We start from the raw sequence: 17749 nt of genomic DNA on the forward strand, positions 1-17749 counted from the left end.
ACTACGTGCCTGAGGGGCCGGTGCAGTGTCTGTGTCCGTGGCGATGTCCGGAGCTGAGTGGATGCCGGATGGATGGTGGAATTGCGGCCGATACTGCTGATGATCGGTTGTTGGCTGCAACTCTGGGGTCGGCTGAGGGATGAGCCGACGTGGGCGCCGTCGAAAATCGATTTCTCCCACCTGAGCGGTTAGCGATGAAGTCGTCATCATCGTCATCATTTCGAGGCAAAACGGCAGCCGATTCGTGACCGCCGCGTGAGATTTTCGCCATTGATACCAGTAAATATAGAACTTAAGTTCGGCTCCGCATCAATTGAGTGCCGGACTTCTCCCGAAAGGTTTGCCGTGTCAAAGATCCCTGCCCCCAGAGCGCTCAGAGCGCCTGCGCGTGTCACAGGTGCTCTCCTCCTGCTCGTGGTGATGGTCGCTGCGATGCTGACGGTCCTGCCCATGCAGGCCCGAGCCGCCATCAACCCGAAGATCACCATCTCCGACCTGTCACTGACCCCCTCCAACGCCACCGGCGAGGAGGACCCGACCAAGACCGCGGTTCAGAGCGGTGACTACCTCAAGCTGAAGTTCAGCTGGGATGCCAGCAAGGCCCAGGCCAAGGGCGGGGACTCCTTCGAGATCGCACTGCCCGAGCAGGTCCGCAGCAAGGACAAGATCACTGAGCCGATGATGCTCAACCACGATGGCGTCAACACGCAGGTGGGTGAGTGCTCGGTGGCCGAGCGTAAGATCACCTGCACCTTCAACAGTGAGCTCGACAAGATCGTCGCCCAGGGTTTCAAGGACCTGCGGGGTAACGGGACGTCACTGGTGGTGGCCAACGGGGCCTCGGATCTGCCCAACCTGTCGATCAAGGCCAACGGCGTGGACACTCCCGTGGCCGTTCCCGGCGGCAAGATCGGCGCGTACGTCGAAGGTCCCTACAAGCCGGAGAAGGTCACCAAGTGGGCCAGCGACCTGACCGCTGACTCCGACAAGATTGCCTGGCAGCTGATCTTCGGTCCTGACCAGATCAAGGCGGCTCTCGAGGAGAACGGTCAGTCGCTGACCGTGGATGGCAAGACCCGCTCGACCATCATGTTCACCGATGAGCTCGGCCCCGGACAGAAGTACGTCGCCAACAAGAGCAGGTGGAGGCTGGAGACCGGCACCTCCGAGGGTAAGGGTGCCAGCTCCGGGCAGCTCACGGACGCTTCCGGCGCCGACCAGAACACCGGCGCGGGCGACTTCGACCTCGACGTCACCTTCAACGGCGACGTCGCCTTCATCAAGGTGACCGGTCCCTTCGCGCCGCGCAGCAACTACATCGTCCGCTACGAGTCGACCCCCAACACCGACAACGGCAAGGTGCAGCCCGGTGTGCGGTACAAGAACGACGCCACCGCGCTGGGAACCAGTCTGCGGGGCTCCTACGCTGTGCACTACGCCTCATCCTTCTCCATTAACGTCGAGATGAAGCCCGGCTTCGGTGGATTCGAGATCACCAAGCTCCTCACCGGAACGCAGACCGGCAAGGTGCCGGCGGACACCACCTTCAAGGTCAGTGTCAACTACGACCTGCCCGGTGACGCGAAGGCAAGCGCCTACCCGGGCTGGAAGGCCCCGGGCACCCTCAACCAGGAGGGTACTGGTGGTGACCTCGAGATGACCCTCAACATCGGTGCGAAGACCGTGTTCAAGGAAATCTTCCCCACCGGAACGGTCCTCACGTTCAACGAGGACCCGACGAACGCCTCGGTCACTCCTGAAGGTGTCGTCTGGGGTAAGCCGGCCTTCATGGTGAACGGCCAGAGCACCAACACTGCGACCGTTGAGGAGCAGCAGCTCGAGACCGTGACGCTGAGCAACTCTGCTGACGCCGTGCCCGTGGATCACGGTGACTTCACGATCACGAAGGCCCTGGCCGGCGACGGCGACTTCAGCAACTCCACCTTCCTGTTCACCTACAGCTGCACTGACAACACCACGGGTTTCCTGATGGTGAAGGGCGGGAAGACCTCGGAGCACTCCGAGGAGGTCCAGGCGGGCTCGACCTGCACCGTCACCGAGATCACCGACTCCGCCTTCCGGGCGGGATACACGCTGACCGCCCCGGAGCCGCAGACCGTCGCCATCGTCAAGGATCAGACGGCCGAGGTGACGATGACCAACACCTACACGAAGGCCAAGGGCTCGTTCTCGGTGACCAACACAGTCAAGGGCGCCGAGGTCGGGGACAAGGAGTTCACCTTCACCTACACCTGCGACAACGGGCAGGAAGGCACCCTCAAGGCCAAGGCCAATGGCACGCCGGTCAACGGTCCGGAGCTGCCTGTGGGAACGGAGTGCACCATTGAACAGGACGTGAACACGGCTCAGGTCGATGGGTACTCCCTGAAGGCCCCCGCGTCTCAGAAGGTGCACATTGGCGAGAAGGTGCTGGACCTGAAGTTCGCCGGTATGTACACCTCTCTCGCCGTGCCGTCGCCGACGCCGAGCGCTGAGGCGACTGCGAAGCCTTCCGCCGAGCCGAGTGCTGCGCCGAGTGCCGCTCCGACTGAGAAGCCGGCCGCTGACGCCAGTGCGGACCCGAACGCCAAGCCCAGTGCTGAGGCGAGCGCCAAGCCGAGTGCTGAGGCGAGTGCGGACCCGGCTGACAAGCCCGCTGCTGACGCCAGTGCGGACCCGAACGCCAAGCCCAGTGCTGAGGCGAGCGCCAAGCCGAGTGCTGAGGCCAGTGCGGACCCGAACGCCAAGCCCAGTGCTGAGGCGAGCGCCAAGCCGAGTGCTGAGGCGAGTGCGGACCCGGCTGACAAGCCGGCCGCTGAGGCCAGCGCGGACCCGAACGCCAAGCCCAGTGCTGAGGCGAGCGCGGACCCGGCTGACAAGCCCGCTGCTGACGCCAGCGCGGACCCGAACGCCAAGCCCAGCGCCGACGCGAGCAGCTCTACCGCTGCGGGTGACTCGTCGTCGGCCGGTGCGCCTGCGCCGGGGACGCCCACCAACTCGGCGGCGCCGGCCCCGGCCGATGGGGCGCCCGGCGGTCCTGCGGGGGGCCCGCTGGCCAGCACCGGTGTCAGGATCGGCCTGCCTCTGGGCATCGCCGTGGTCGCCGTGATGGGAGGGGCTCTGCTGGTGAGCCGCCGCCGCGCCTGACGCCGGTCGCCAGCTCCCACCTCTCACAGGGATAGGTCCCCGGGCCCACCTGAGTTCTCCGCTCAGGTGGGCCCGGGGCTTCTTGCGCTCCAGCAGCGGCACAGGCCGGACAGGGGAATAATCCCCATCCCGTGCGCCGGGGGTGAGGTCCTACGGTGGCGCCATGGCTCATCGTCGACGCAGCATCATCCGGTTCCTGTTCATCGCGCTCTTCCTGGCGCGTTCGGGTGAGTCGGTCCGATTGTGACGGGGCTGGCGGGAGGAAAGGCCCTCCCGAGGCGCACGATTCTGGTCGGTGCCGGAGCGTTGGTGTTGCCGGCGATGTCGGGCTGCGGGTCGTTGGCTCCGGAGAATATCCAGGCTCGTCATCAAATCGAAAAGTCCTTGAAGAGCTTCCCTGCCGTCAAGTCAGTAGATGTGGAGCTGGATTCCAATTTCACCGCAGGTGACTCCTGGTCGGTCCTGATCCTCCTTAACAAAAATCCTGGGCGAGAAGAAACTCTCACCGTCCTTAAAGACGCTTATGATCGGGTTGTGCAGGTGGTGGGGGAGGACTTTGCTAGCGTGACGGCATCATGGGTGCAGAATGGCGCCTCTGTGTCGTGGCCGATCTCAGCGAATGAGCCGAATGGGGCGGAACTCGATTATCTGAGAGAGCTGGCGAAGCCCGGCCGCGGCGCCATGAGTGCTGGGCGTGGTCGTATCTCGGTAACTCGAGGAGTGGTGAAGGAATTTCCGGCTGACCTTATCGTGACGCCACGATCCGGAGTGAGTGTGAGTGACAGCTTTGAGCTTGATGGTATGTCTATTCGGGCGGTTTCCGATACCGTTGACCTCAGTCCCATTCCTCTCCGTAAGGTTGTAGAGGCTATCGACTCTAAATTTCGGGAGGGAGCTGTAGTTGAGCTCACAGACAACGATATCGTGAGTGGAAGCATATCGCTCGACGTTGCTGCTTTTGGAAAAGAGTCTGACGGGCTCGACGTCGCCGCGGCAGCGAAAGTCCTCAACGTTGTTTCAGGAAATCAGCTGCTTCAAGAGCTTGGCCTCACGACCGCATGGAACACGAGCGTTGCCAGCCGAGAAGGCGTGTTCTTCCATATGAAAGCGGGTGCCTTCGATGCCGGAGACCCACCTGAGGAGGGCGCGAAGATACTTGCCGCAGCACAGAAGTCGGCCTCCGCTTCGTCGTAACGGGAGCATGAATCTGATGGTTCCCTGTGACAGGAGACTGCGCCAGGTGTTGTCGACGCGACGGAGTGACGTCTGATGAGCGTGCGACGTCGTCAGGTCCTGGCCGTAACGGCCGTTTCCCTTGCTCTCGCAGTGGCTGGGTGCTCGCCTATGGCTATGGCGCGCAAGAGGCGGGAACGGAAGGTGCAGCAGTACCTCTCCGGGCTCGGTGCCGTGGCATCCGCGCGGGTGGAGGTGCACCCGGAGTTCTCTGAGCCGGATCGTTGGGTCGCGGACGTGCGGCTCAAGGATGATCCGTCCGCGGAGTCGGTTGCGACAGTTGTGCGGGACGCCTATGCCGAGGTACTGCGCCTGACCGGGGCCAGCGAGGCGAGGATGGTCGTCAGCTGGGCCCAGGCTAAGGCCTCCGTCTTCTGCTACCTGCCGATGAAGGATGCTGACAAGGCAGCCTCCGCCACGGTGGAGGCGGTGTCGCCCGGCATGGAGCGAGTCCAGATCGAGGAGGAGAGAATATCCTTCGAGTACCGGACTACTGAGACTCTCCCGGATCACTTCATCCTGCCGCCCACCTCCCCAGTGCTGCGCCTCGGCTCCCTGAGGGTCGAGCAGAGTATCCTGGTTGGACGGTCTCACTGCTTCATCTCCCATGCCAAGGGTAAGGACCTCACATCCGTGCCGATCAAACGTGCACTGGAATCCATTCCCTCCGATAAGCGGTACGGAGCGGTCCTGAGCCTGGAGGCGGAAGACAAGAACAGCCACCAGGCCCGTCTCATATTCAAGAAATGGGCGAATAACTGGCAGGATGAGGATGTTCAGCCAGATGCCGCGGTCCTCGCCACAGTCCTCGGCAACCAGGCGCTCCAGCGGGTGGAGCTGAGTACCTCGGTGGAAAGCAAAGTCCAGCCCAGGGTGGTTGGCTTTGACATGAAGTCCGGCGCTGTGGTCGGCCAGGGGGACCCGCCCGAGAAGGGGGCGCCCATCCTTGCCGCCGCCCAACAGGTGGTTGCCTCTGCGTCCTGATGGGGAGCGGACTCCAAAGCGTCTCTGCCTGACGTGCACATGCAAGCATGATGAAGGGAAGGGGAGTGAGGTTGATGAATATTCGACGTCGTGAGGTGCTGGCACTGGGTGCAGTGTCTCTTGCTTTCGGAGTGGGCGGGTGCTCACCTTTCGCCCTGGCTCTCAGTAAGAAGAAGAGGAAGGTGCGCAAGTATTTGTCCGGTCTTGATGGAGTCACGTCCGTTGAGGTTGATGTGGAGCCGGGGCTCGTGACTGAAGATCGCTGGGATGTGACCGTCAACCTCAAGGGTGATCCTGGGCAGGATTCAGTCCTCGCCATCATTCGCAATGCTCGAAACGAAGTAGTGAATCTGGCCGATTCCGACAAGGTGGAGCTTGACGTCAAATGGACCCAGGGTGCGACGTCGATGTCCTGTCGTCTACCGATGGATGACTCCGAGAGGGCCGTGCCGGCTGCCATGAAGGTGGTCTCCTCGGAGGTGGAGAGCGTGGAGATTTCCGGGAATGAAATCCTACTGCGCTACCAAGGCGTGAAAACCCTTCCGGACAACTTCATTCTTCCGCTAACATCTCCGATTGTCGGTGTTGGTTCACTCAAGACCGAGCAGAGTATTCGTGTGGGCCCATCCTATTGTTACGTCACTCATTCCAAAGGCGTTGACCTCACCTCCGTGCCGATCAAGAGCGTCCTCGATGCCATCCCGGCAGACAAACGAGCCAATGCGACGGTGGACCTGGATGCGCATGATGATATCAACCAGGTGACCCAGCTGAGAGTGCGGGGGCTCGGTGAGTACGGAAAGGGTGTGGAGGTTGGCGCCGCAGCGCCGGTTCTGGCGGCTGTCCTGGGGAATCGGACTCTTCAGCGGGTCGAGCTGGCCACCGCGCCGAACGACGACTACGACTCTGAGGTCGTCGCCTTCGACATGAACGGCGGTGCGGTGGCCGGCCAGGGTGACCCGCCTGAGAAGGGTGCGCCCATCCTTGCCGCGGCCCAGCAGCCGGACGCTTCGTCGTAACGTATCTGCGAGAGGGCTTGCATCCTTGGGGCGTGCCGACCGTTCTCCCCACCAGTGCCAATGACGACGGGCTGCACGCATCGAGACATCGATGCGTGCAGCCCGCTTTAAAGTGTTGTGCTCAGCGCTTGAAGTGCTCCTTGAGATCAGCGACTCGCTTGTCCCATGCTTCTTTGCGCTCTTCGCGGCGTTTGTCGCGAATGGTACGGCGTGCCTCGCGATCCGCTGCTTCTGCAGCTGCTTCGGCGGCCTCGAGTTCGGCCAGCACCTCGGAGACGGGGCGGCGGGCCACAGTTCCACCCAACTTCGTTGAGATGTTGTCAAGCACCTCGGGCGTCACCTCAGATACCTGGGCGAGGATGGCCGTTGTTCCGGGAGCGACGCGGGCGCTGAGGTCGCCGAGGACGGTCTCACGCTTGTCAGCATGGTCGATGTCGCTCAGGCTTCCGATAACGGAACCTGCACCCCATCCCAGGAGCATGCCGAGTGGGCCGCCGAGCAGACCGACAATCAGGCCGATGAGGCCCCCAGTTGCCGTGCCCTCGCCGATCGTCGCGTCCGATCCCTCCGCCAGGTGCAGGTGTCCGTCCTCCTCGCGTTCCGCGATGAGTGCTGAGACGACGTCGATCCTCCCTTCCGCGGAGGCTTGGCGGAGGTCACTGAGAACTTCGTACGCCTTGGAGGACTCGGTGAAGGTAATGACGACTACGCTCTGGTCGGTCAAAATGCTCTCCTTTTGTGGTGCAGTCTGATGTCGCCATCGTATCATACAAGTGGTTTGAATCTTGATGGCCCCGGCGCGGCGGGCACCACAGCCCTCTTCGGGCGGGCGTCACTGCCGCCCGGCGGTCTCATCGGTAGCATGAGGCCGGATCACCCAAACCTCGGGAGGAACTGATGCACGAGCCCATCAAGCTGGTCGACCGCGTCCAGGCCATCAACTGGAACCGCCTGACCGACGACAAGGACCTCGAGGTCTGGGACCGCCTCACTGGCAACTTCTGGCTGCCCGAGAAGGTGCCGCTGTCCAACGACGTGCAGTCCTGGGCCACTCTCAACGAGGCCGAGAAGAACATGACCACCCGCGTCTTCACCGGCCTGACCCTCCTGGACACGATCCAGGGCACGGTTGGCGCGGTCTCCCTCATCCCGGACGCCCGCACCCCTCACGAGGAGGCGGTGCTCACCAACATCGCCTTCATGGAGTCGGTCCACGCCCGCTCCTACTCCTCGATCTTCTCCACGCTTATCTCGACGGCGGAGATCGACGAGGCCTTCCGCTGGAGCGAGGAGAACGCGAACCTCCAGCGCAAGGCCCGCATCATCCTGGACTACTACCGCGGCGACGACCCCGAGAAGCGCAAGGTCGCCTCCACCATGCTGGAGTCCTTCCTCTTCTACTCCGGCTTCTACGCCCCCATGTACTGGTCCAGCCACGCCAAGCTGACCAACACCGCCGACCTCATCCGCCTCATCATTCGTGACGAGGCCGTCCACGGCTACTACATCGGCTACAAGTACCAGCTGGCCGTGCGCGAGTCCTCGCCCGAGCGCCAGGCCGAGCTCAAGGACTACACCTTCGAGCTGCTCATGGAGCTCTACGACAACGAGGAGCAGTACACCGAGGACCTCTATGACGAGCTCGGTTTGACCGAGGACGTCAAGAAGTTCCTGCGCTACAACGCCAACAAGGCCCTCATGAACCTGGGCTACGAGGCGCTGTTCCCGGCCGACGCCGTCGACGTCAACCCGGCGATCCTCGCCTCCCTGTCCCCCAACGCCGACGAGAACCACGACTTCTTCTCCGGCTCGGGCTCCTCCTACGTCATGGGCACGGCCGAGGCCACTCAGGACGAGGACTGGGACTTCTGAGCGGCAGGCGGGCCGAGACGGGGAGCGCTCCCCTGGGTGGGCTCCCCATGGAAGAGGACTCGCGCCGGGTGCACACTTTCGCCATCCCCAGCGCGCGAGAAAGGAATCCCCATGCGCTCCTCCGTCAAAGTTCTCTCCGTCGCCGCCGCCCTTGCCATGGCTGTCGGACTGTCCGCCTGCGATGAGCAGGACATCGCTCAGCCCTCCCCCGGTAGTGGCTCCGCGACCAGCTCCGCCGAGCCGGACTCAGGCGACTCGGATGCATCCCCCTCCGAGGACTCCAAGGACGACAAGGACGGTAAGGATGCCAAGGACACCAAGAGCAAGAGTGGCGAGACCACCAAGTCCGGCTCCGAGATTCAGGAGATCAAGCCGGTGACCTTCAAGGACGAGGAGATCGGTCTCACCCAGACCTGCGACAAGGTGATCGAGGACTACGCCGCACCGAAGTACAAGGAGAAAGCTAAGAAAGACACTGTCTACCTGCTTCACTGCAAGCTCGACTTCACTGGGGATGTTGGTTTCAGCCACAAGATCACAGACTCCACCTCGCTCCAGGACAAAACGGAATCCAAGCGCAAGGCGGATGAGTACGGGGCGCTGCTGGCCGACGACCTGAAGGATGACGGTCTTGAGGTGTTCGACTCCGAGGACTCCGGCTCCGGACAGGTTGAGGGCTGGATCTCCATGGCCGCCGTATCGGAGTCGACCAAGCTGAAGCCCTTCTCCGAGGGCACCACCAGCATCGTCTACAACCGTGGAGAGGCAGAGGGCATGCAGAGCGGCAAGAAGTACGCGGCCTACTCCGACACCCAGGACCTCGTGCTCAAGTGATCTCATAGCACTGTCTCCTCGGCGGCCCTGAGAATCCCGCCGATGCTGTTCCCCGGCTGCCGCGTCCTCCGTTCCACAGATCGGAAGGGCGCGGCAGTGCTTGAGGGGGTGGCTGATGGCGGTACGGCCGGCCTCCAACGTCAGAGGTATTCGGTAGCGTGCTGTCATGACGCCATCCGAGGTGACTCGCCCCCGTCCGACGGCGCCGCCCGTCTACCGGGACGGCCCATCCAAGATGTCGGAGGTCGATGCCCGCTCCTGGAGCATCGACGACGTCCTCGACGCCGTCTTCTTCGCCATCGCCGCCGTCGCCACGCTCTGGCTGGCCTGGCTGCTCATCGGCTCGGGCTGGCACCTCGATGCGGTGCTCGTGGTCAACTCCCTGCTGTTCTGGGCGGTCCTGGCCTACCTCGCCCTGCCGCGCCTCCACCAGGTCCTCACCTGGCTCTACGTCCCCGACTACTTCATCGGCCGCACCCGCACCCCTGACGGTCTCCTGGGCGACCCCGTCAACCTCGCCGTCAAGGGCGACGAGGAGGACATTCACGAGGCGATGATCGCGGCCGGCTGGGTGCGCGCCGACCCCATCACCCTGCGCACCTCGTGGCGCATCGTCGTCTCCTCGCTGTTGCGCCGCTCCTACCCGGCCGCCCCCGTCTCCAGCCTCATGCTCTTCGGACGCAAGCAGAGCTTCGCCTACCAGAAGGAGGTCGAGGGCAACCCCGCCCAGCGCCACCACATCCGCTTCTGGTACTGCCCGCCAGGCTGGTCGCTGCCCGGCGGTGGGCACGTGGACTGGCTGGCCGCCGCCACCTACGACCGCGCCGTCGGCCTGAGCGCACTCACCCTCCAGGTCACCCACAAGATCGACGCCGACATCGATATCGAGCGCAACTACGTCGTCGACGACGTCCGCTGGGCCAACGAGGCCGCCGAGCTGGAGATCTGGCCGGATGTCTTCACCTCCTACCACGACAAGAACGGGGGAGGGGACCGGGTGGTCACCGACGGCGCCCTCCACGTGCTCGACCTCAACGAGGTGGTTCCCGGTTCCGATGCCGGGCTCTCCCTGCAGCAGGCCCGCCTGGCCGACCTCCAGGCCCGACGCCGCCGCCCCAGCCAGCTCGTCATCGCCCTGGTGCTCATCGGGCTCATGGTGGCGGTCGAGATTCTGCGCGTGGCCCGCATTGACATCACCCAGGTGCTGGAGGCCGCCCCATTCCCGGAGGAGGACCCGGGTGCGGTCACCGCCGTCGTCGCCCTCATCGCCACGGTGTCCGGCGGCCTGACGCTCATCACCGCCGCCCTGGGGGTCGCGGCCTGGCGCGGGCACCCGCGTGGCCGCATCGCCCTCATGGCGACCCTGGTCCTGGGTGTCGCCACTGACATGGTTCAAGTCTCGAGCCTTGGGGTCCGGCAGGCCACGCTTGGTCTGGTCGTCACCAGTGCGCTCCAGGTCCTGGCCCTGCTGGCGCTCTCGGCCCGGCAGGTCCACCAGTGGGAGCACGCCCGCAAGGAGGAGCGGCTTGCCGGCCGCGCGAGCGCACGGGGCGACCGGGCGGCAGTTAGGCTGGGCTCATGAGCGAGTACCTGGCAGGACCGCAGGACAATGGTGCCGGCGGCGCAGGGTCGGAGAGTCGGTCCGGCCGGCACACCAGCCACGTCAGTCATGTCGATAACTCCCGGCCCGTCGACGGCGAGCGCGAGCACGTGCGCTTCGGCATCCCCTTCAACGGGGTCCTGCCCATCTGGCACGACGACGCCACCATCACCTGGCACCGGCCCGCCGACGGCACCGACCTGTCCACCGTCCTGGGTATGGGGCTGGTGGAGTCCGAGCCCGGCCCCGCCCAGGCCCCGGCCGGCTGGCAGGAGCGCGTTGAGACCGGCGTCCTGACCGACGCCGGCCGCCTCCTGCTGCTCAAGGCGGCCACGCCGTCGGGCCGCCGCGCCATCAACGACCCCGGTGAGGGAGCCCCCATCCCCCTGGAGGCGCCGCTGACCTATGCGGAGGCCATGGAGGGGGTCTTCGATATCGTCGGCTTCGGCATCCACATTGGCCGCGTCATGCTGCGCGCCGCCCGCGACGGCGGCATCATCCTGTTCACCCTGCGTGCGCCGCGCGACCCCGAGCCGCACCACATCCTGTCCGTGCCCGCGAAGGTCGACGACCACGGCGTCATGAGCTTCCACCTGGGGACCCTGCAGGAGATGGAGGGCGGCGCCTGGGACTCCGCCACCCACCGGGACGGCATGGCCCTGCTCGACCTCACCATCCCCTACTCCGACCTCGTGGCCGAGGCCGGCCCCAACGGCGAGGAGGGCCTCGACGCCGACAGCGTCCTGGAGATGGCGCAGCCGGTCGTCCAGTGCATCCTCAAACCCGGCTACCCCTTCGCGCTGGGGGCCTCCATCCTCCTGCCGCAAGCCGGCTGAGCCGAGGGCGGGTCCGCGGGCCGGGCTGGGCCGGAGTGGCGGCTGCGGTTTGCGCCGAGGACGTACTTTCCGATCGAGGACTGCGTTGTCCTCCAGGCTACTGCGTTCTCCCCGCAGTCATCTGGGGGAGAGCGCAGTCCTGGTGCCAAAAGTAAGTCCTCGATGGGGCGGTGGCTCCCGCAGCGTGGGTGGCTGGGCCGATGTTGCGCCGCGCTCAGGCGGCCGGCGGGGCGGTCGAGCCGCGCACGAGGAACTCGGTGGGGATGATGATGCTGTGGCTGCCGTCCAGGGTCCCGGAGCCGGCCTGCTCCAGCACCAGGTCCACCATCTCGCGGCCGTGCCTCCTGAAGTCCTGGCGCACGGTGGTCAACGGCGGGAAGCTGTACTCGCCCACGTCCAGGCCGTCGAAGCCGACCACTGAGACGTCGGTGGGAACCCGCCTGCCCTGCTCGTGCATGGCCCGGATGAGCCCCAGGGCCAGCTCGTCATTGGCGCAGAAGACGGCCGTCACCTCCGGGTCCGCGGCCAGGCGCAGGCCGGCCTCATAGCCCGCTGCTGCCTCCCAGCCGCCGGACACCGTCTCGGGGACGTCTCTGCCGGCCTCCCGCAGGGTCCTGGCCCAGGTGGCCTTGCGGATGAGGGCGGACTGGGAGTCCTCGGGCCCACACACGTGGTGGACGGTGCGGTGCCCCAATTCCAGAAGGTGTGTGACGGCCTCACGTACCCCGCCGACCTGGTCGGCGCTGGCCGAGGGGTAGTAGTCCACGAGTGTGGAGTCCGAGACGGCCACCGGCATTGAGGGCGGCAGGGCCAGCTGCTCACGCCCCGCCCGCCCGGCCTGCACGACGACGAGCCCGTCGATGGCCTGGTGGGAGAGCCGGTAGACGGCCTCGCGCAGTTCCTCGGAGGCGGGGTGCTCCACCTGGATGAGGTTGACGGCGTAGCCGATGGCGGTGGCGGCCTCCAGCACGCCCGCGGTGGTCAGGGCCTCCCCGGTGCGTTGGATCTGCTGGGTCAGCACGCCGATCGTCTTGAAGGAGCCCCGACGCAGGGCCTGGGCGGCGCGGTTGGGGGAGTAGCCGAGCTGGTTCATCGCGCGCAGGACCCGTTCGCGGGTGTCGGGACGGACGTGCTCCGAGCCCGCCGCCACGCGGGAGACCGTCTGAGCGGAGACTCCCGCCAGGCGGGCCACGTCGCTCATCGACGGCGCTCCCTGCGCCCCTCGGCTCTGCCCTGGCATGGCGAGAGGTTATCAGGAGTGTCAGGGACATCCACGTTCCGGCGGCTGGTGACGTTGCCATGGAAATCCGTCATGGGGGTGGTGAACCGAGAATTTATCGATAGATACACCTAGCGAAGCAGGCTACCATCTAGTATGTTAACGTCACCACGCAGGCGTCGCACTGCTGCGCGTCCTCTGTTCCCGTCAACCCCATGGGGAGCCGAACAATGATCGTTCCGAGACACTTCGAGGACCTCGACGTCCTCCATGAACACACGCTGCCGCCACGCTCCTACTACGTGCCCGCATCCCGCCCCATCGCCACCAGCCCCTGGAGGCGGGAGGACTCCGACCGCTTCCACCTGCTCAGCGGCCAGTGGGCCTTCCGCTACCTGCCCAGCATCCACGAGCTGACCGAGCCCTTCTGGGAGCAGGACGCCCCCGTCGGCACGTCCGACGGCGACGAGCCCGGCCAGGCGGACCCCGCCCACCTCCCGGAGGGCTTCACCATGATTCAGGTGCCCAGCACCTGGCAGCACCTGGGCTACGACCACCACCAGTACACCAACGTCCGCTACCCCATCCCCTTCGATCCGCCCTACGTCCCCCAGGACAACCCCTGCGGCGCCTACATCCGCGACTTCGACTACACCCCGGACCCCGCCGCCCCCAGCACCTACCTGACCTTCGAGGGCGTGGACTCCTGCTTCTACGTGTGGCTCAACGGCACCTACGTCGGCTACAGCCAGGTCTCCCACGCCTCCGCGGAGTTCGACGTCACCGAGCTCCTGCGCCCCGGCGCCAACCGCCTGGCCGTCCTGGTGCTCAAGTGGTGCGACGGCACCTACCTGGAGGACCAGGACAAGTTCCGCACCAGCGGCATCTTCCGCGACGTCTACCTCCTGAGCCGCCCGGCCGCCGTCCTGTTCGACTACGTCACCACCACCTCGCTGGGCCCGATCTCCGGCACCGGTCTCGACGCCGGCCCGGCCACCGCCCTGGTCAGGATCCAGGGCGCCTTCCGGGGCGGGCCCGTCCCCACCTCCGTCGAGCTCATCGACCACGACGGCGCCGTGGTGGCCGCCAGTGAGCTGGAGCCCTTCGCCGGCGACGACGGCTACACCCACCGCGCCCGGCTCACCGTGGAGGCCCCTCACCTGTGGAGCGCCGAGGACCCCTACCTCTACACCCTGGTCATCACCACGCCGGGTGAGGTCATCACCGACCGGGTGGGCATCCGCGAGGTTGAGGTGAGCGACGCCGTCGTGCACCTCAACGGCCGGCCCATCACCCTGCGCGGCGTCAACCGGCACGACTCCGACCCGACCACCGGGCCCGTCGTCGACCTGGAGCACATGCTGTGGGACCTGCGCCTGATGAAGGAGCACAACATCAACGCGGTGCGCAGCTCCCACTACCCCAACGACCCGCGCTTCTACCAGCTGTGCGACGAGCACGGCTTCTACGTCATGTCCGAGGCCGACAACGAGAGCCACGGCACCCAGAGCCGCTTCCTGGCCGACCCATCCTGGGACAACCAGGTCGAGCACTGGAACGAGCCCATCGCCGACAACCCTGAGTGGACCGAGGCCACCGTCGACCGCATGAGGCTGTGCGTCCACCGCGAGAAGAACCGCCCCAGCATCATCTCCTGGTCCGCCGGCAACGAGTGCTCCTACGGCTGCACCCTCGAGGCGGCGCTCTTCTGGGTCAAGGACTTCGACCCCACGCGGCTGACTCACTACGAGAGCTCCTACTACCGCGACTCCAAGCGCCGCTACGACTACTCCTGCATCGACCTGTACAGCCGCATGTACCCGGCCATCGAGGAGATCCGCGACTACCTGGACTCCGACCCCGACAAGCCCTTCATCCTCGTGGAGTACTGCCACGCCATGGGCAACAGCCCCGGCGACCTCGAGGACTACTGGGAGATCATCCGGGCCGACGAGCGCATGTGCGGCGGCTTCGTGTGGGAGTGGTGCGACCACGCGGTCACCGCCTGGACCAGCGATGACGGCCGGCCGATCCAGCTCTACGGCGGCGACCACGACGAGGCCGTCCACGACGGCAACTTCTGCGTCGACGGGCTCGTCTCGCCCGACCGCGTCCCCCACCCGGGACTCGCCGAGCTCAAGAACGTCCAGCGCCCCGCCCGCGTCATCGAGTACGACCAGGAGGAGGGCCTGCTCACCATCCACAACGACCTCGACCACACCGACCTGTCCCAGTACCTGCGCATCTCCTACGAGGTGCGCTGCGACGGCGTCGTCGTGGACCGCGAGGACCTCGACCTGGTCGAGCCCGTCCCGCCGCACACGAGCGTCATGCTGCGCTGCGAACCGAAGGTTCCACCCACCGGCCGCTGCCACCTGCTGGTCACCTACCGGCTCGCCCGACCCGACTCGCTGCTGGCCGCCGGCCACGTCCTGGGCTTCGACGAGATCGCCCTGCGTAACGCCGACAGGCGCCACCGGTGGGTCGCCGCGCTCGCCAACCGCCCCATCGGCGAGACCCGCCTGCCGGTCAGGCGGGAGGGCACCCGGATCGAGGTCGACAGTGACCGTCTCAGCTGCGCCATCGACACGCGCACCGGCCTGCCCGTGTCCCTGTCCTCGGAGGGCCGCGAGCTCCTTCAGCGCCCGGTGGAGCTCAACATCTGGCGGGCGCCCACCGACAACGACCGCCACGCGCGCCTGGAGTGGGAGCGCGCCCACTACCACCAGGCCGTGGCCCGCGCCTACGGCGTCGACGTCGATGAGGCGCCCGGTCGGGTCACCATCAGCGCCGACGTCGGCCTCGTGGCGCCCTCGGTCCAGCCCGCCCTGCGCGGACGGCTCGTCTGGACTCTCGCCGACGACGGCGTCCTGAGCCTGAGCCTGCGACTGCGCCGGACGTTGGGCTTCCCCAGCCTGCCGCGCCTGGGGCTGCGCCTCTTCCTGCCCGAGTCCATGAGCCAGGTCGACTACTACGGCCTGGGCCCGCAGGAGAGCTACGTCGACAAGCACCGCGCCAGCTACCACGGGGCCTTCAGCGCCGACGTCGTCGACCTCCACGAGGACTACATCAGGCCCCAGGAGAACGGCAGCCACGCCGACTGCAACAAGGTCCTCCTCTCCGGAGGTGGGCTGAGTCTGGCCGCTGTCGGGCCGACCCCCTTCTCCTTCAACGCCTCCCGCTACACGCAGGAGGAGCTGGCCGCGCGGCGACGCAACACCGAGCTGACGCCGTCGGGCAGCACGGTCCTATGCCTCGACGCCGCCATGGCCGGTATCGGATCCAACAGCTGCGGGCCCGCTCTGCGGCCCCGCTACCAGGTGGACAGCCAGGAGCTGGGGATGGAGCTCCATTTCCTGCTCAACCCCCTTATCTCCCACACCAGCACTCACAACGAGGTGACGCTATGAGCAGCGACTCTGCCGGCAAGAAGACCGGCGCCCCCGCAGCAGGAATCGGACTGGAGGCGGCCAGCGAGAGGAAGTACCTGAAGTGGTACAACAAGGTGGGCTACGGATCGGGCGACGTCGCCGGCAACGTCGTCTACGTCCTCCTGTCCGCCTTCGTCATGATCTACCTGACGGACACCGCCGGGCTGAATGCGGGCGTCGTCGGCACGCTCATGATGGTCTCCCGGCTCTTCGACGGCTTCTCCGACATCATCTTCGGGGCGCTGCTGGACCGCACCAACACGCGGATGGGCAAGGCCCGTCCGTGGATGCTGTGGGGGTTCGTGGGCTGTGCCGTCCTGCTCATCGCGATCTTCGCGATCCCCACGAGCCTGGGCGACACCGCCAAGTACGCCTGGTTCTTCATCGCCTACACGCTGCTCAACGCCGTCTTCTTCACGGCCAACAACATCGCCTACTCCTCGCTGACCGCGCTCATCACCCGCAACGGGGCCGAGCGCGTGCAGATGGGCTCCATCCGTTTCATGTTCGCCTTCGGGACGAACCTGCTCATCCAGAGTGCCACCGTGGGCGGCGTGGCCATGTTCGGCGGCGGCGCGAGCGGCTGGCGGACGATGGCGATCATCTACGCGCTGCTCGGCCTGGCGGTCAACACGCTCTCGGTGCTCTCGGTCAAGGAGCTGTCGCCTGAGGAGCTGGAGGGTGAGGACGAGCCCCAGGAGGACAAGCTCTCAGTGGGGGAGTCGGCCAAGATGCTCGTATCCAACAAGTACTACCTCATTATTCTCATCGTCTTCCTGCTCACCCAGATCTTCACGGCCATGCTCAACATGGGTATCTACTTCATGAAGTACGTCCTGGGGGATGAGGACCTGTTGAAGACTTTCTCCTGGGCCATCAACATCCCACTCATGATCGGGCTCCTCATCACGCCGGTGGTGGTGAGTCGCTTCGGGAGCATGTACCGGATCAACATCGTCGGCTATGTCATCGCGACCCTGGGGCGGCTCGGGGTGCTCGTGGCCGCTTACATGAACAGCCTCCCGCTCATGCTGATTCTCTCCGGGGTTGCGGCCCTGGGTATGAGCTCGCTACAGGGCACGCTCAACGCCCTCATCGCCGAGGCCTCGGAGAACACCTGGCTGCGCACCGGCAAGCGCATCGACGGGCTCATGTTCTCCTGCACGTCGCTTGGCGTGAAGGTGGGCGGCGGCCTCGGCACGGCCCTCTCCGGGTGGCTGCTGGCCGCCTCCGGGTACGACGGGGACCTCAAGGTCCAGCCGGAGTCCGCCATCCAGATGATCTACGTGATGTACGTGTGGTTGCCGCTCGTGGCCAATGCGCTCATCCTCTTCCTGCTCATGCGGCTCGACGTCGAGAAGGTCAACACCCGGCTCAAGGAGGAGGCCGATGCTCGGGCCGAGGTGGAGGTCGGCGCCGCGATGTCCGGCGGGGGCTCTGTGGCCACGGGGCGGACCGGTGATGCCGTCGGTGGTGGCGACGTCGTCGGGAACCCGGGTGCTGCTGCGGGCACCTCGGAGAGCGAGGACTCGACGAGCTGAGGCTGCACGAGCGGCCCGACTCGTGGGTGGGGG

12 protein-coding genes are annotated in these 17749 nt (G+C 65.8%); 10 read left to right on the plus strand and 2 right to left on the minus strand.

The window, feature by feature from the left end; all coding sequences use genetic code 11:
* Window positions 1-420 precede the first annotated feature (420 nt).
* From JJJ14_RS00290 to JJJ14_RS00305, 4 genes are all read left to right on the plus strand, one after another.
* A complete protein-coding gene (locus tag JJJ14_RS00290; RefSeq protein WP_236592954.1) occupies window positions 421-3147 on the plus strand; it encodes a DUF7926 domain-containing protein in 2727 nt (908 codons plus the stop codon).
* Between the two features lie 309 nt (window positions 3148-3456).
* Window positions 3457-4341 (plus strand): hypothetical protein, encoded by an 885-nt coding sequence (locus JJJ14_RS00295; RefSeq protein ID WP_236592851.1) that lies wholly within the window; start codon window positions 3457-3459, stop codon window positions 4339-4341.
* 183 nt (window positions 4342-4524) lie between these two features.
* The gene (locus tag JJJ14_RS00300) at window positions 4525-5364 is read left to right on the plus strand and encodes a hypothetical protein (protein ID WP_236592852.1); all 840 of its coding nucleotides are present in this window, start codon (window positions 4525-4527) and stop codon (window positions 5362-5364) included.
* A gap of 74 nt (window positions 5365-5438) precedes the next feature.
* Window positions 5439-6383, plus strand: coding sequence for a hypothetical protein (locus JJJ14_RS00305; RefSeq protein WP_236592853.1), 945 nt, complete (start codon window positions 5439-5441; stop codon window positions 6381-6383).
* Between the two features lie 121 nt (window positions 6384-6504).
* On the opposite strand, the gene JJJ14_RS00310 is transcribed toward JJJ14_RS00305, so the two are convergent.
* Window positions 6505-7107 (minus strand): DUF1269 domain-containing protein, encoded by a 603-nt coding sequence (locus JJJ14_RS00310; protein WP_003788384.1) that lies wholly within the window; start codon window positions 7105-7107, stop codon window positions 6505-6507.
* Window positions 7108-7280: 173 nt separating this feature from the next.
* On the opposite strand from JJJ14_RS00310, the gene nrdF reads away from it, so the two are divergent.
* The 4 genes from nrdF to JJJ14_RS00330 all read left to right on the plus strand — a co-directional run bounded on the left by nrdF (window position 7281) and on the right by JJJ14_RS00330 (window position 11525).
* Complete coding sequence (gene nrdF / locus JJJ14_RS00315) at window positions 7281-8255, plus strand: class 1b ribonucleoside-diphosphate reductase subunit beta (RefSeq protein WP_010612846.1); 975 nt, start codon at window positions 7281-7283, stop codon at window positions 8253-8255.
* Window positions 8256-8366: 111 nt separating this feature from the next.
* Window positions 8367-9089 (plus strand): hypothetical protein, encoded by a 723-nt coding sequence (locus JJJ14_RS00320; RefSeq protein ID WP_201444358.1) that lies wholly within the window; start codon window positions 8367-8369, stop codon window positions 9087-9089.
* Between the two features lie 166 nt (window positions 9090-9255).
* Entirely contained in the window at window positions 9256-10671 is a 1416-nt protein-coding gene (locus JJJ14_RS00325) for an LssY C-terminal domain-containing protein (protein WP_236592854.1), read from the plus strand.
* Complete coding sequence (locus tag JJJ14_RS00330; RefSeq protein WP_236592855.1) at window positions 10668-11525, plus strand: hypothetical protein; 858 nt, start codon at window positions 10668-10670, stop codon at window positions 11523-11525. The genes JJJ14_RS00325 and JJJ14_RS00330 overlap by 4 nt, the downstream gene beginning before the upstream one ends.
* A 214-nt stretch (window positions 11526-11739) precedes the next feature.
* On the opposite strand, the gene JJJ14_RS00335 is transcribed toward JJJ14_RS00330, so the two are convergent.
* Window positions 11740-12726 (minus strand): LacI family DNA-binding transcriptional regulator, encoded by a 987-nt coding sequence (locus tag JJJ14_RS00335; protein ID WP_201445026.1) that lies wholly within the window; start codon window positions 12724-12726, stop codon window positions 11740-11742.
* Between the two features lie 248 nt (window positions 12727-12974).
* Between JJJ14_RS00335 and JJJ14_RS00340 the strand changes: the two genes are divergently transcribed.
* Together JJJ14_RS00340 and JJJ14_RS00345 are read left to right on the plus strand one after the other, a co-directional pair.
* Complete coding sequence (locus tag JJJ14_RS00340) at window positions 12975-16154, plus strand: glycoside hydrolase family 2 TIM barrel-domain containing protein (RefSeq protein WP_201444359.1); 3180 nt, start codon at window positions 12975-12977, stop codon at window positions 16152-16154.
* Window positions 16151-17716, plus strand: a complete 1566-nt coding sequence (locus JJJ14_RS00345) for an MFS transporter (protein WP_201444360.1) — start codon at window positions 16151-16153, stop codon at window positions 17714-17716. Before JJJ14_RS00340 ends, JJJ14_RS00345 begins: the two co-directional genes overlap by 4 nt.
* The last annotated feature ends 33 nt before the right edge of the window (window positions 17717-17749 follow it).

Source organism: Actinomyces sp. HMT 175 (assembly GCF_016694895.1).
GTDB lineage: Bacteria > Actinomycetota > Actinomycetes > Actinomycetales > Actinomycetaceae > Actinomyces > Actinomyces oris.

Excerpts from the sequence above, each read along its gene's own strand:
- JJJ14_RS00325 (WP_236592854.1), top strand. The coding sequence starts at position 9,256 with ATGACGCCATCCGAGGTGACTCGCCCCCGTCCGACGGCGCCGCCCGTC.
- JJJ14_RS00305 (WP_236592853.1), top strand. The coding sequence starts at position 5,439 with ATGAATATTCGACGTCGTGAGGTGCTGGCACTGGGTGCAGTGTCTCTT.
- JJJ14_RS00335 (WP_201445026.1), bottom strand. The coding sequence starts at position 12,726 with ATGAGCGACGTGGCCCGCCTGGCGGGAGTCTCCGCTCAGACGGTCTCC.
- JJJ14_RS00330 (WP_236592855.1), top strand. The coding sequence starts at position 10,668 with ATGAGCGAGTACCTGGCAGGACCGCAGGACAATGGTGCCGGCGGCGCA.
- nrdF (WP_010612846.1), top strand. The coding sequence starts at position 7,281 with ATGCACGAGCCCATCAAGCTGGTCGACCGCGTCCAGGCCATCAACTGG.
- JJJ14_RS00340 (WP_201444359.1), top strand. The coding sequence starts at position 12,975 with ATGATCGTTCCGAGACACTTCGAGGACCTCGACGTCCTCCATGAACAC.
- JJJ14_RS00290 (WP_236592954.1), top strand. The coding sequence starts at position 421 with ATGGTCGCTGCGATGCTGACGGTCCTGCCCATGCAGGCCCGAGCCGCC.
- JJJ14_RS00320 (WP_201444358.1), top strand. The coding sequence starts at position 8,367 with ATGCGCTCCTCCGTCAAAGTTCTCTCCGTCGCCGCCGCCCTTGCCATG.
- JJJ14_RS00345 (WP_201444360.1), top strand. The coding sequence starts at position 16,151 with ATGAGCAGCGACTCTGCCGGCAAGAAGACCGGCGCCCCCGCAGCAGGA.